5 protein-coding genes are annotated in these 16,186 nt (G+C 41.9%); all 5 read right to left on the bottom strand.

Translation table 11 applies throughout. From position 1 onward, the window contains the following. Positions 1-16: 16 nt before the first annotated feature. Entirely contained in the window at positions 17-1,981 is a 1,965-nt protein-coding gene (locus tag ODZ84_RS21020; protein WP_266174379.1) for a T9SS type A sorting domain-containing protein, read from the bottom strand. 135 nt (positions 1,982-2,116) lie between these two features. Beyond that, positions 2,117-4,777 (bottom strand): fibronectin type III domain-containing protein, encoded by a 2,661-nt coding sequence (locus ODZ84_RS21015; protein WP_266174378.1) that lies wholly within the window; start codon positions 4,775-4,777, stop codon positions 2,117-2,119. A 169-nt stretch (positions 4,778-4,946) separates the two neighbouring features. Then, positions 4,947-8,117 (bottom strand): T9SS type A sorting domain-containing protein, encoded by a 3,171-nt coding sequence (locus tag ODZ84_RS21010; protein ID WP_266174377.1) that lies wholly within the window; start codon positions 8,115-8,117, stop codon positions 4,947-4,949. A gap of 173 nt (positions 8,118-8,290) precedes the next feature. Continuing rightward, positions 8,291-11,020 carry a T9SS type A sorting domain-containing protein gene (locus tag ODZ84_RS21005; protein ID WP_266174376.1) on the bottom strand — a complete coding sequence of 910 codons (2,730 nt, stop codon included), beginning with the start codon at positions 11,018-11,020 and terminating at the stop codon, positions 8,291-8,293. Between the two features lie 266 nt (positions 11,021-11,286). Further along, on the bottom strand, positions 11,287-15,954 hold the full coding sequence (dnaE, locus tag ODZ84_RS21000) for a DNA polymerase III subunit alpha (RefSeq protein ID WP_266174375.1): 4,668 nt from the start codon (positions 15,952-15,954) through the stop codon (positions 11,287-11,289). Positions 15,955-16,186 lie beyond the last annotated feature (232 nt).

Here is a 16,186-nt window from a genome sequence, read left to right as displayed (position 1 = left end):
TCAGATTCCTGCGGAATTATTTTTTAATTGCTTTCACTGATTGTTTTTTACCATTTTTCATCATCACGGTTACGATATACATTCCTGATTTTAATTCATTTAAATATAGTGCAGGTCCCGGATTTCCCAGTGTTTTCACGAGTCTTCCCGAAATATCCGTCACAGAAACAGATTTTACCTCATCATACTGTGTAATATTCAGTACATCGGCAAATGGATTAGGATATATTTTAATAAGATCTTCCTTACTTTTCAAGTTTTCAGAAGTCCCTAATGTATTATTATTGATGTTAATCGTAAAGGTACCTTCCGCTTCATCTATAGAATCGTTGAAGTTTCCTACATTAATGTAGTAAACATTTCCTGCGGTGGTAGTAAGAGAAATGGTTTCTGTATCACCGCCTCCGGCATCATCTACAGTACCTTCACATACCAGGCTGCTGCAATTTCCGGTATAAACTCCGATCTGGGTATCAAATTCACTTCCTGCGGGTAACGAAACGCTGATATCATATGTATTTCCATCTCCTACCATGGTAAACCATGTTCCGTCATTCATCTTGTCAGTGCACGTTGTCACAAATCCTCCGTTGTTTGTGGCTCCTCCTCCGTCGGACTGAGTATAAGTGTACGGAAAAGCAGAAGCTGTTATTGCGCCGGAACAGGTATCATTTACAGGAGGTGGCGGAAATGATCCGACACAGATCTCAAAACTCTGATTCGACCCGCTTCCATAGTAACTGTAAACTCTGATGTAATAGGTGTCTCCGGGAGTCAGGCCGGAAACTATTCCTGAAGCCGGGTCGGAGCACAAAATGCTGTTTAGGCTGCTGCACGAACCTCCCAATACCTGAAAATAAGTGTCTTCATCATCTGCAGTTGTCCCGATAGAAACAATACTACTGAGTGATATTTTATGCGTGGCTGCTGTTGCTACAAACTTAAACCAGACATCATCGTCAGGATCACCATAGCAGGGATCCGGTAACTGCCCGGAATCTGTAGCCCCAATGGTATAGCCGGAAGTTATGGATCCACAGTTGAGATCGGGATTCACCGTTAAAGTGATCGCTCCTGCACAATCATCGTTCGTAGGTACGGGAGGCATGGTTTCAAAAACGCTTTCTGAACATCCTGAAGACTCTCCTGCTGATCCTACAGCCACTACTTTAACATAATGCTTAACAGATGGTGCAAAAGGAACAGCCGGCGTAAAATTATTGGTGGTGACAGCCTGCTGATTGACCACATCCGTTCCACCGGGCGTCGTTCCTATAGAAATTTTGTACCCGGTAGCTCCAGTAGAAGCATTCCATGTAATCGTTGGCGATAAAGGGGTGAAAGCTGTATTATTGGCCGGAAAAGTGATAACGGGACATCCCGGAATGGGACTTGGTGCCAGTCCTTCAAAAGTGATTACCGATTTATAATCTATCAGGTTGCCGATTTCCGGTACTGCAGGATCAGGATCTACAGAATCATCTCTAAAATAAATAGCGGAGTTGGCAGACCCGGGATATACATACATCGCTTCATCGTTACCGTCGTATCCCTGTGAGTTCTCTTCTGCAGCTACGACGATATTTTTCAGATTATCATACGGAAAAGGAGCAGTAAAAGTGATGGCGACTACCCCATTATTATTGCTGACGCTTCCTGAATAGACCTGAGTAAGCTGAGCAGCAGGAATCCAGTCGGATTCTGAAGAAAATGAGGTCTTGGTCGTTAATCCGAGATAGACAACCCAGTCCGAAGAACTTGCAATAGAGGATGACGGATCCAGATAAAACTTTAATCCTGTAATATTACCTGCTGTATTCGTATTGATTTCCTGTTTAGTAAAAATCTGCTGTACATAGGAATAACTATAATACGTACTTACCGGAGCGACGCCGACGTCAGTACTGCCTGCTCCCAGACTTATCTGGGCATTTAAAGTTATACCTGCGGTAAGCAGGCACGAGAGTAAAAATTTTGTCATAATTAATAAATTTGCTGTGAACTTAAAATTAGTGATAAACTCTCAATATTTCTTAAAAAACTTTAGATATTATAAAAAAAATAGCGGCTGAAATTAGCCGCTATTCATCATTTTTTAAATGATTATGAGTTAAATTTATTTTTTGATCACCTTAATCGTCTGCTTACTACCGTCTTTCATTTCTAAAGTAACCAAATACATTCCTGATTTCAATTCTCCTAAATGGAGAGCAGAATCCGGATTAGCGATTGCTTTTACCAGTCTTCCTGCAACATCTGTAACCGATGCAGATTTCACTTTACTGATATCTGAGATATTCAGTACGTCAGCAAAAGGATTCGGATACACTTTGATTGTATTTTTAGCCGCAGAAGTCTCGTTGGTTGCAAGGCTGCTTGCATCATATGCAGAAACCTGGAACTGCCCGTCTAAATTGGTATTTGAGGAAAATTTCCATACGCTTACATACACGGTAGATCCCGGAGTCTGTCCTGTTAAGGTAACTCTTGAGAATCTGTTTGAGGCACCGTTAATATCATCATTACATCCTAAAGAGGTAAAGCTTCCGCAAGTCCCTGAATACACTTCCATCACAGAATCAATAAAAGGAGATCCGGCAACCGCCGCAGTTTCTATCACAACATTTCCACTTGCAGGGATCACTACAGAATACCAGACATTATTCGTGATATTGGACGCTGTTGTGATACAGCTCGCCGTTCCGTCATTGGTAGCTCCCACATTTGAGGCATTAACTGCACTCGAAGCGAAAGTAGTTCCTACCGTTAATGCTAGCGGAGAAGCACAGTTATCATTGGTAATAGATGAAGTCATTACATAAGGTCCGGCCCATATACTCTGATCAGTACTGCTGCAACGTGATCTTACCCAAATATAATAGAGAGTGGAAGCGGTAAGGCCTGATAAAGGCTGGGAAGTTCCGCTGATCGCACTATAACTAGGTAAGGTTACAGAAGTAGGTGCCGTATTGCTTGTACTGTAATAAAGATCGTATCCGTTTGCAGGAGCGACCGAAGGGGCAGCCCATGAAATATCAGCTGACGACGTTGTAATATTAGCCGCTGTAATAGTTGAAGGCTCGTTACAGGTTGGAGCAATCTGCATTTTGAAGTCATCAACACCTAAGTACCATGGTGCACCTGTAGAAGATACATTTATCGCAAAATAATAATTTCCGGTAGCCACGGGCGTATAAATCACTTTATGCTGAGTGTAGGCAGTGGTCCCTTGTGTCGAGGAAATAAATGAACCGAGAGAAGCCGCTCCGTTCATCGATGGTGTGCTATTCACCTGAACATCTCCTGTGAAACCTGTATATGAGCTTGAAGTTCCATTGGTATTATAATAGAACGAGAATTCATAAGCAGTTCCCGCCGTTAAAGCAAAACCAGGTGTCCAAAGCTGACTCGGAACTGTATTGCTATACGGGATCGTCATATAGTTCGGTGCTGATCTCGGTGCATTACGGGTAGTAGAAGTAGCATCCATTGAGCTCCAGTTTGTTGTGCCTCCTACTGCAGACCAACATGTCGGAACAATTCCAAGACCTATCGATGACAGCGTGTCAAAATTTTCTGTCCACGGAAGCGTAGTTACCATGTTTGAACACAATGTTGTAAAACTTCTTTCTGTACAACTGGCTGAAGTATTGGTTGCCGTATACGCATTTACGGTGTAATAATATTTCGTTGCAGGGGCCAGCGGTGAAGACAATGTGTATGATGTAACGTTTCCTAGATCTACGTTATTCAGTACATTCGTACCTCCGGCAGTGGTTCCTACCGAAATTCTGTAACCTGTAGCATCAGTCACTGCTCCCCAGGAAATCGTAGGAGTTAAAGCAACACCCGTTGCATTGGTTGCCGGTGCTGAAACGACAGGACATCCGATATTCCTTGTGGTAAAGTTCATTTCAGAACATACTGACGATGACCCGTTGGCATTATATGAGCGCAATGTATAGAAATACTGCTTGCCATATAATAAAGGGGAAGTAAATGCGTAAGAAGTAACGTTTCCAAGATCTACATTGTTCATAACGTCGGTTCCTCCGGTAGTGGTACCTACAGAAAGTCTGTAACCGGTGGCGTTTGATAGGGCGGCCCATGAAACAGTAGGCGTTACAGATGTTCCGGTTGCATTATTTGCCGGCGTCGAAACCGTAGGACAGGTAGGAAGAAGACTTGGCGGTAAACCCAGGAAAGTGACATTGGACTTCCTTGCCGTTCTGCTGGTTGCCGTTGGCGGAGCAAATGGATCCGGATTTGTCGAATCACTTGCATAATAGATACTTGTATTAGATGATGACGAGTAAGAATAGAAATTCCCTGTAGATCCGCTGTCATATCCGGATTTGTTCTCATCTACAGCAACCACCAGATTATTGATGTTATCATAACTGAATGGGGTTGCAAAAGCAATCTCCACCACACCTGCGTTATTGGTAACCGTTCCTGTAAAAACCTGAGTGAGTGCTGAAGCAGCAATCCAGTCTGTGTTTGAACTGAAACTTGTTTTAGCAGTGGTTCCCAAATACACCGTCCAGTCACTGGAGTTGGTCAGGCTGACTGTAGATCCGCAATAAAATTTCAGTCCGGTGATATTACCGGCCGCATTTGCATTAATTTCCGATTTTGGAAATATCTGTTGAGAATACGAGTATCCGTAGTAAGGATACACAGGATAGTAGCTTGTCGTAGTGCCACTACCCAAAGTGATTTGTGCAGACGCGCCCATCCCAAGCGCCATCATGCACATCAGTAGAAGTTTTTTCATACTTAGTAATAAAATTAGAACAGCGAATGTATGAATATATTTAACATAATTAACGATTTATGTTATTTTTTTATTTATTAAACAGCTATTTAACTTAATTTAATGCTAATTTGAAATAATAAAAAAGCGGCTAAAATTAGCCGCTAATTCATTATTTAAGTTGTTTAGATTATTTTTTAATCGCTTTGATCGTTTGTTTAGAACCATCTTTAAGCTCCAGAGTGATTAAATAAAGTCCAGAATTCAGCTCACTTAACGGCAGTGCTGCAGAAGGGTTTGTAATGGTTTTCACCAATCTTCCGGCAATATCTGTTACAGAAACTGACTTTACGTTTGATATATCAGTAATATTCAATACCTCCACAAATGGATTCGGATATACTTTAATGGTATTTTTAGCTCCCGAAATCTCACCTGTAGCCAACAGTGAACTGTCGTAGGCACCTACCTGAACCGGGCCGTCCGTACCTGTCGGATTATATCTCCATACACTTACATAGATCACTTCACCCGGTGTTCTGCCTGTTAAAGCAACTCTTGAGAACAGGTTTGAACCGGATGCAATATCGTCATTGCACGAAATCTGAGTTAAAGATCCGCAAGTTCCACTATAGACAGCCAGTAAAGAATCTGTAAATGGAGATCCTGACACTGCACCGGTTTCGATCGTCACATTTCCTGAAGCCGGAATCACTACGGTAAACCAGATATTGTTTGCAGAATTGGTAGGTTGACAGGTCGACGTAATATTGGTCGTCGCGCCGGCATTGGTAGCATTAACCGCAGCCGTGGCAAAACTCCCTCCTACGGTAAGAGAGGTTGCTCCTGCACACTCATCATTTGACGGCGGTGGCGGTGGCGTACCTACACAGATATTAAAACTATTACTGTATCCTGCGCCGTTGCTGTTATACACTCTTACCAGATAAGTTTCTCCTATGGTAAGACCAGTGACAGAAGTACTGTTAGTCGTTCCGCATTTTATGCTTACCGGCGTTGCACAAGATCCGGTGAAGACCTGAGTATATAAACTGGTAGATGAAGATGTACCTGTAGAGATTACATTTGATAAAGTAACCAGGTGCGAAGTACTTGTTGCTACAAATTTGTACCACACATCATCATCAGGGTTTCCTGTACAGGTTCCCGCAGGGATATTTGAAGCAGTGGCTCCCAATGTAGTTCCGGCGGTGGTAGCACCACACGAAAGATCAGTATTTACGGTTAAAGAAACCGCCGTAGCACAATCTTCATTAGAAGGCATCAGAGCAAATGAAACCGGTCCTACCCACGAGCTCTGATCATTTGCTGAACAGCGTGATCTTACCCAAACATAATAGGTATTGCCCTGGCTTACATTAGAATTAATTACATAACTTGTCGCCAAAACACCTGTTGCAGTAGGCGTGGAAGCTGCTGTAGGCGTAGTACTCGAAGTACTGTAATATATATCATATCCATTGGCAGGAGCAGATGCAGGAGCCGTCCAGCTGACTTCAGAAGTAAGGTTGGTCGTTCCGGTGATTGCCGGTGAAACAGGCGCTGTACACGTAGGTGCATTTTTAATTTCAACATCATCGAGCAATACGTTATCGTAAAAATATCCGTTTCCGGCTACGTCTTTATCTACCACAAATCTTACCTGCACCGTTGTACCGATATATGATGAAGGCAATACCACCCCTTCCGTTCTCCACAAAGAGCTGTTTGCGGAAGAAGTAAACACAGTCTCCCAGGTTGTCCCGTTAATTGCTTTTACCTGCACGGTCAGCTGATTATTATCATATGCCGGCTGGGTAGTTCCCGTTGCTGTGGAAAGATGGTTTTTGAACCATTTAAACTGAACATATGGTGTCGAAAGACCTGCAAGATCGATCTGAGGAGATGTTAAAGTAACATCATGCACTCCCGTATATGGCGAAGAAGCATCTACCCATGCATAAGTACCTGAAGCGGCACCATTATTGGTGGTTCCGTAATCCGGAGTTCCGCCGAATAACCAGAGGGCATATCCTGTATTGTTTGTACTGGATGTAGACCAGCAGGCCGGTAAACTGCCCCCACTGAATGTTTCAAGAAACGGTGCAGATACACTTCCACATACCGTTGTAAAATTTCTTTCCGTACAGGTGGCAGAATTACTTGATGCACTGTAAGAAGAAACTGAATAGTAATATTTGGTAGACGTCGCCAGAGAAGTCGGTAATGTGTAAGTCGTTACATTTCCTAAATCGAGATTATTAACAACGTCTGTTCCTCCCGCAGTAGTTCCCACTCTTAACCTGTATCCGGTAGCCTGTGGTGCCGCTGTCCAGGTGAAAGTCGGAGTAAGGGAAACTCCTGCTGCACCGGAAGCCGGCGCTGAAACCGACGGACAAGGAATGGTAGTGGTTGTAAATGCTGTGCTTGTACATCCTGTTGCAGAACCTATGGCATTCTTAGGAATCACCGTTAAGTAATATTGAGTAGAATAAGCAAGGGGAGACGCCGCCGGAACAGCATAGGTCGTAACATTACCTACATCTACATTATTCATAACATTGGTGTCTCCGGGCGTTGTACCCACACTTATTGTGTAACTGGACGTGATCGCTGCAGGAGCCCATGTAAAAGTAGGCGTCACGGAAACTGCAGTGGCATTGTTAGCCGGTGCAGAAACCGTGGTACACGAAGGCGCTGTCGTCGGAGGAGGCACCGTAGCATCAAACGCTATGACCGGTCTCCTGTAATTTGAAGAAGTAAGCGTAGCACCGAATGCTCCGGAAGTATTCAGGTATTTTGTGGTATTGCTGTTTGATGTATTGATACAGCTTGAACCGTATTCGTAATCCCAGGCAATGCTGGCAGCCTGTGCAGCTGTCTGTACATATTCCAGATAAACGGCAAGGTTACTTCCTGCAGTATATACAAAGTTGGCAGCATGCTGAAACTGTTTAAACCCGGCTGAGTTTCCTACGGCGGCATCCGGATTGGAATCATATACCAAAGTGGCAGTCGCTGTTTCCGTTGCCCAGTCCGGTGATCCTGATCCAAAATCGATAGCTGAAGTATTTTTCAGATAGATCTTGAATGTGGTGGTAGCATTCAGAGTTCCGCTAGCCGTTAACCTTTTAAAATAAGTGGATGTAATCGTTCCGTTGGCAATATTGACCAGCTGTGAAGCCGGAAGAATAAATGCCGTTCTGTTTTTGTTATTCGCAGTAGCAGTACTGTTCATAGGGCCATACGTATTCGAGGAAAGTCCCGACGAACACGTTGTCAGTGTGAAGCTCTGTGCCAGATACATCTGACAGGTAAAAAGCCCTATCAGCAGCAGAAAGAGTAGATTTCGTTTTTTCATACTTAGTAAAAATATTGATTAGGTCGTAAATGTATGAATATATTTAATATACTTTATGATTTATGTTAATTTTTTATTTATCATACACTTATTTAACGTAATTTAATACTAACTTCAATAAAAAAAATAGCGGCTAAAATCAGCCGCTATTACATTTCAATCATCATCTAAAATTATTTTTTAATCACTTTGACCGTTTGTTTAGAACCGTCTCTAAGTTCCAGAGTAATCAGATACATCCCGGAATTCAGGCCACTCAGCTGAAGGATTGCAGAAGGATTTGCAATTGTTTTCACCAGCTTCCCGGCCATATCCGTCACCGATGCAGATTTCACTTTACTGATATCTGAGATATTCAGTACGTCCTCAAAAGGATTCGGATATACTTTAATTGCATTTTTAGCAGCGGAAACTTCGCTGGTTGCCAGGTTACTGGCATCATAAGCAGAAATCTGGAACTGCCCGTCTAAATTATTACTTGAGGAGTATTTCCATACACTTACATACACAGTAGACCCGGGAGTCTGTCCTGTTAAAGTAACTTTTGAGAATCTGCTTGATGTAAGGTTAGTATCATCATTACATCCTAAAGAGGTGAAGTTTCCGCAAGTCCCTGAATACACTTCCATTACGGAATCGACAAAAGGTGATCCGGCAACTGCTGCAGTTTCAATTATAACATTTCCACTTGCAGGAATCACTACAGAATACCAGACATTATTATTAACATCAGAAGCTGATACCATACAGCTCGCTGTACCGTCACTGGTAGCTCCTACATTTGATGTATTAACTGCACTTGAAGCGAAATCGGTCCCTACTGTTAATGGTAGCGGAGAAGCACAGTTATCATTGGTAACTAATAAAGTGAGTACATAAGGACCGTCCCATATACTTTGATCACTGCTGCAACGGGATCTTACCCAAACATAGTATGGAAGGGAAGCCGTAAGACCTGATAAAGACTGGGAAGTTCCGCTGATCGCAGTATAATTAGGTACGGTTACAGAAGTAGGTGCCGTACTGCTTGTACTGTAATAGAGATCGTATCCGTTTGCAGGAGCGACCGAAGGAGCAGTCCATGAAATATCAGCTGACGAAGTAGTAATATTGGCAGCCATAATATTTGATGGCTCGCTACAGGTTGGAGCAATCTGCATTTTGAAGTCATCAACACCTAGGTGCCATGGCGAACTTGTAGAAGATACATTTACCGCAAAATAATAATTTCCGGTAGCTACAGGCGTATAAATCACTTTGTACCGGGTGTAGGAAGTTGTACCCTGCGTGGATGAGATAAGTGAACCGAGAGAAGCCGCTCCGTTCATGGATGGTGTGCTATTTACCTGAACATCTCCTGTAAAACCTGTATACGAGCTTGAAGTTCCATTGGTATTATAATAGAACGAGAATTCATAAGCAGTTCCTGCCGTTAAAGCAAAACCAGGTGTCCAGAGCTGACTCGCCACTGTATTCCCATATGGAATAGTCATGTAGTTCGGCGCTGACTTTGGTGCATTATATATAGTTGACGAAGTGTTCATTGAAGTCCAGTTTGTTGTACCTGCCACTGCGGACCAACATGTCGGAACGATTCCTACGCCAATGTTTGATAAAGTATCAAAGTTCTCTGTCCACGGAAGCGTAGCAATCGCATTGGTACATAATGTGGTGAAATTTCTTTCCGTACAGGTGGCAGAATTACTTGATGCACTGTAAGAAGAAACTGAATAATAATATTTTGTAGATGCTGCCAGAGGAGTCGGTAATGTATAAGTCGTTACATTTCCTAAATCGAGATTATTAACAATATCTGTTCCTCCCGCAGCAGTTCCCACTCTTAATCTATATCCGGTTGCCTGTGGTGCCGCTGCCCAGGTGAAAGTTGGAGTAAGAGAAACCCCTGTAGCATCTACAGCGGGAACTGAAACCGACGGACAAGGAATGGTAGTGGTTGTAAAAGCTGTGCTTGTACATCCCGTTGCAGAACCTATCGCGTTTTTAGGAGTCACCGTTAAGTAATATTGAGTGGAGTAAGCAAGTGGAGATGCCGCCGGAACAGCATAGTTCGTAACGTTACCAACATCTACGTTATTCATGACATTCGTTCCTCCGGGCGCTGTACCCACACTGATTGTATAACTTGACGTGCTCGCCGTAGAAGCCCATGCAAAAGTAGGCGTCACGGAAACCGCGGTGGCATTGTTAGCCGGCGCAGAAACCGTGGTACAGGAAGGAGCAGCAGTCGGAGGAGGCACCGTAACATCAAATGCTATGACCGGTCTTCTGTAATTTGAAGAAGTAAGCGTGGCACCGAATGCGCCGGAGGTCTTCACATACTTTGTCGTATTGCTGTTTGATGTATTGATGCAGCTTGAACCGTATTCATAATCCCACTGGATATTAGCTGTCTGCGCTGTTGTCTGCACATATTCCAGATAAACGGCAAGGTTACTTCCCGAATCATAGACAAAATTAACAGCATGCTGAAACTGTTTAAACCCAGCTGAACTTCCTACAGCAACCGCCGGACTGGAATCATACACAAGTGTCGCAGTCCCTACTTCAGCAGCCCAATCCGGTGATCCTGATCCAAAATCGATAGCTGAAGTATTCTTCAGATAGATCTTGAATGTGGTGGTAGCATTCAGAGTACCGGCAGCCGTTAACCTTTTAAAATAAGTGGATGTAATCGTTCCGTTGGCAATATTCACCAGCTGTGAAGCCGGAAGTATAAATGCCATTCTGTTTTTGTCATTGGCAGTAGTAGTACTGCTCATCGGACCATATGTATTGGTAGAGATTCCGGTAAAGCAGGTAGAAAGTGTAAAACTCTGTGCCGCATACATCTGACAGGCAAAAAAAACCATCAATAGCAGAAAGAGTAAATTTTGTTTTTTCATATCGTATAAGAATTGATTAGAACGTAAATATAATAAAAATTAAAAACAAATCATAAAAAGGCATAAAATATTATATATTCTCAAAATAATTTGATAAAAATCCATTAAAATTAAAATTTTAATGGATATACGTTAGGTATTTAATAATATTAGACACCGTATAAAAAACCAATAAATAACAAATCCCGCAATAACTTTACTATAATATTCATTATTAAACAAAAAAAAGTGACCTAAAAGTCACTTTATACATAAATTTTTCTTTATCAATTCAGATAAAACTCATACTTATTGAGCAGTTGAATCTGTTTGATCAGATCACCGCTCAGATTGACGGAGTGTTTCATCGACTGCACTTCTATATGAGAATCATCTTCAATATTTTTAATAAAAAATTTCAGTTTCTGATTTCCCTGATTTCTCTCCAAAACCCTCCGGAAAAATGACAAATCTTCAGGCCTCACATCCATGACATCCATGACCAGCGAAATACTTTTGGCAAACTTTTCAAAAGCTTCCTGAAGCTCAATGACATCATTCACATTCACAAAAACACGCCCGTCTTTCACCTGGGCAAATTTTATCTTAAAAATAACAAACCGCTGAACTTCAAGCTTTTCCTTCAGTTTCATATAATCCCGGTCTCCCAGCCTGAATGAGTAAGATCCCGAATAGTCCTCCAGTGTAACAAAAGCAACCTTTTCACCGCTTCTGAAGCCATCTTTCACCACATATTCCGTAATCAGTCCGGCAACTGTATATTCTTTTCCTGCCCCGCCGTTTTCTCTTTCTTTCTGTAATGTTTTCCAGTCCTTTTTCTTTTCTTCAAACAATTCTTCCTGTTTGTTGGAGAAAGCCTGCTCTTTATAAGCATCTACCTCATCAAGATTTAAAAACATAAAGTTACCTTTCGGCTCAGCCTTCTTAATGACTTCTTCTATAATTTCCTCCTCTCCGGCGACCAGATCATCGGACACGATTTCTATAAGTTCAGCCACGTCATCTACAGAATCTTTTTCGAGAACAGGAACCTCATCCGTTACTATTTTTTCATCATCCTCTTTTTCCAGTACCGATTTTTTCGACAGGTTCCCAGCGATAAACTCGAACTGGTATTTAAATTCATCCAGCGGATGAGCAGACAGATAGAATCCTATAATTTCTTTTTCCTTATTAAGCTTATGCATATTCGGCCATTCCGGGCATGGTGCCAACTTGGGCTGCTCGATCTGCACCTCATCGGCAAAATCGGCAAAAAGAGAAAACTCCATCTCATTTTTACTTTCCTGAAAACTCTGCCCATATCTTATCAGTCTCTCCAGATTGGTTCTCCCGGCCATATCCACATCAAAATACTGCCCACGGTGAAAAGAATCCAGTTCATCAAAAGCACCGGCCAATACCAGACTTTCCGCTACACGTTTATTCATCTGGGAAGGTAAGATCCTCTCGAAGAAATCGTAAATATTTTTAAACCTTCCATTGGCTCTTTCTCTGGTAATGGCTTCACTCGGACCTTCACCGATTCCCTTGATTGCTCCCAGGCCGAAACGGATCTGTCCCTTCTCATTTACGGAGAATTTATATTGAGATTCGTTAACATCCGGACCTAAAACATCTACTCCGATACTTTTACAGTCCTCCATAAACATGGTAATCGAATCCGTATTGTTAATGTTATTACTCATAACACTCGCCATGTATTCTGCCGGATAGTTGGCCTTCAGATATGCTGTCTGATAAGCGATCAGGGCATAACAGGTAGAGTGAGATTTATTAAAGGCATATTCGGCAAAGGCTTTCCAGTCATTCCAGATTTTTTCCAGTCTTTCTTCATTCAGATTATTTTTGCGCCCTCCCTCAATAAATTTCGGGTACATTTTATTCAGAACGTCGATCTGTTTTTTACCCATTGCTTTTCTCAGAGTATCCGCTTCGCCCTTAGTAAAGTTGGCAAGCTTCTGGGACAGAAGCATCACCTGCTCCTGGTAAACGGTAATTCCGTATGTTTCTTTTAAATATTCTTCAGTTTCAGGTAAATCATAGATAATCTCCTCAATCCCATGCTTCCTGTTAATGAAATTTGGGATATATTTTATCGGTCCCGGACGGTAAAGAGCATTCATGGCAATAAGATCGGCAAAAACCGTTGGCTTAAGCTCTCTCATATATTTCTGCATTCCAGGACTTTCATACTGGAAAATCCCGACCGTTCTACCTTCTTTAAATAACTGGTAGGTTTTAACATCATCCAGAGGAATCAGATCCGGATCTATATCAACTCCATGTCTGGCCTTAACCAACTTCAAAGCATCTTTGATAATCGTAAGCGTTCGAAGACCCAGAAAATCCATTTTCAGAAGCCCCGCACTTTCCGCCACCGAGTTATCAAACTGCGAGACTAAAATGTCTGCATCTTTGGCAGCAATCGTCACCGGAACCAGGTTACTCACATCCTCCGGCGTAATAATAACCCCACAGGCATGAATACCCGTATTCCGGATACAGCCCTCCATTTTTTTGGCACTTGCCAGTACACCGTGACGGGCATCATCAGGACTGCTTAAAACATATCTCATTTCATCAACGAGCATCTGTTCTTCAGGCTTTAGTTTATCGTATTTCGCCAAAGCTTTGGCAATATTCATCCCCGGGCTCGCAGGGATAAGCTTTGCAATATTGTTGGTATCAGGAATCGGAACATCCAGCACTCTCCCCGCATCTTTAATCGCAGATTTCCCACCCAAAACCGAGTAGGTGATGATCTGTGCGACCTGGTTTTTCCCATATTTATCAACAACCCATTTGATAATCTTATCACGGCCCTCGTCATCAAAGTCAATATCGATATCGGGCATTGAAACCCTTTCAGGATTCAGAAATCTCTCGAAAAGGAGATCATATTTAATAGGATCCACGTTAGTAATCCCGATCGCGTAGGCCACTGCCGAACCTGCGGCAGAACCACGTCCGGGGCCAACCCAAACTCCCATATTACGGGCTTCATTACAAAAATCCTGTACAATCAGGAAGTAACCCGGATATCCCGTATTGGCAATAACATCCAGTTCGAAATCAAGACGCTCTTTTATTTCATCGGTAATTCCCGTATCGACATATCTTTTCTTCGCTCCCTCATAGGTTAAATGAGTAAGGTAGGCCATCTCTCCGCGTTTACCGCCGTCAATTTCATCTTCTGCATGAATGAATTCTTCCGGGATATCAAATTTAGGAAGAAGAACATCTCTTTTAAGTGTATAAGGTTTAAATTTGGCCGTAAACTCCTCATAGGCATCAAAAGCGTCCGGATATGCCAGAAAGGCTTCCTTGATTTCATCAGAATTTTTGATGAAATATTCTCCGGTAGCCAAACCTCGTCTTTTCCCGAATCCTTTTCCCACAGGTGTCGTCAGTTTTTCGCCATCTTTGATGCAGCTTACAATATCCTGAATATTGGAATCGTCCTTGTTGGTATAAAAAGTTTCGTTCTGGGCTAATATTTTAACATTATATTTATCTGCAAAATGAAGCAGGACATCATTCAAATGCTCTTCCTCAGGTAGTTTATGGTTTTGAATCTGAACGTAAAAATCATCCTGAAATGTATCTTTCCACCACTTGAAAAGCTCCTCCCCTTTTTGTTCCCCGGTATTTAAAATCGCATCGGGAATATCCCCCATAATACCTGAAGTCAGCGCAATCAGTCCTTCTTTATATTCAGCAATGACCTCACGGCTGATCCTCGGAACCCCAAAATAGAATCCTTTTAAAAAGCCAATACTTGACAGTTTCGCCAGGTTTTTATAACCGTTAAAATCTTTTGCCAAGAGAACTACCTGTGTTCTTCTGTCGGGATCATCTTTGGTAAACTGTTTTTGCTCGTAGCGGTCTGAAATATAAAACTCACATCCGACAACGGGAATCAAAGGTTCGGAAACAGGTTCTTCTTCATTGAATTGGGTCCCGTTTTCTTCCGCTTCCTGTTTCTTGGCAAGATATTCCTTATGCTTTTTTGCCCGGTCGCTATTCGTTCCTTCTACTGCGGAAACAAATTTAAAAGCGCCCATCATATTTCCCAGATCCACCATACCGACGGCAGGAAAATTATCGTCCGTCGCTTTTTTGATCAGATCGCCGATACTCGAAGTAGCAGACAAAGTAGAAAACACACTGTGATTATCAAAATTGAAATACCTTCCGAGATCAATCTCGTCAATACTTCCGAAATCCTGTTGTTTTTTCTTATTGTTAAAGTCCGCAACCTGCCTTCTGATCACAATACTGAAAGGCTTAATAGGATCCGGATACAGTGTTTTGAAGTATGCAAGCTGATCTTCAGACGTTTTCAGTACCTCAGCAGGGATGATCCCGATTCTCATCATTTCGAAAAAAACCTGAGCAGTCGCATTTACGTCCGCTGCTGCATTATGAGCTTCATCAAACTTATGACCGTATAATTTTTCGTAGAGTTCTTCCAGCTTCGGTGGTTTGAATCTTCCTCCACGACCTCCTCCAAGCTGGCAGAAATCGGTACCCAGAATCATCGTATCGGCCCGTGGTTTCTTCTGAAGGTTGTCTTCTATATTTTTTCTGTAAAATTCAGCCCCTACAATATTATAATCAAACTCAACATTATGTCCCGATACTACCCTTACTTTTTCCAGGACTTCAGAAAACTCTTTTAAAATCTCTTCCAGATCACGACCTTCTTCATTGGCGATTTTCGTTGTAATTCCGTGAATTCTGGCTGCGTTAAAAGGAATATCATATCCTTCAGGTTTTATAATATAATCCTGATTTTCAATAAGCGTCCCATCATCATTATGTAACTGCCATGCAATCTGAACCATTCTTGGCCAGTTGTCTGAATCTGAAAGAGGAGCGTTGAAATTTTTTGGTAAACCTGTGGTTTCAGTGTCAAAAACTAAATACATATAATTTTTTCCAGCTTTAATTAAAAGTGAATGTAAAGTTACTCCATTTTTTCGGAAAATTCATATTTCCGCACCCTGCAAACCTACCAGATCACCCAAAATTTAAAAAATATTTTTCATGATGCTTTAATAATAAAAATAATATTAAAAATAGCAACCGATCAACTTTTCAATAAAATAATTAATAAAAAATTAAAAACCGATGAGTAATTTAAATTAAATGTACCACAAA

It is taken from the genome of Chryseobacterium fluminis, assembly GCF_026314945.1.
In the GTDB taxonomy this organism is placed as follows: Bacteria; Bacteroidota; Bacteroidia; order Flavobacteriales; family Weeksellaceae; genus Chryseobacterium; species Chryseobacterium fluminis.
This window is presented reverse-complemented; position numbering and strand designations above follow the sequence as displayed.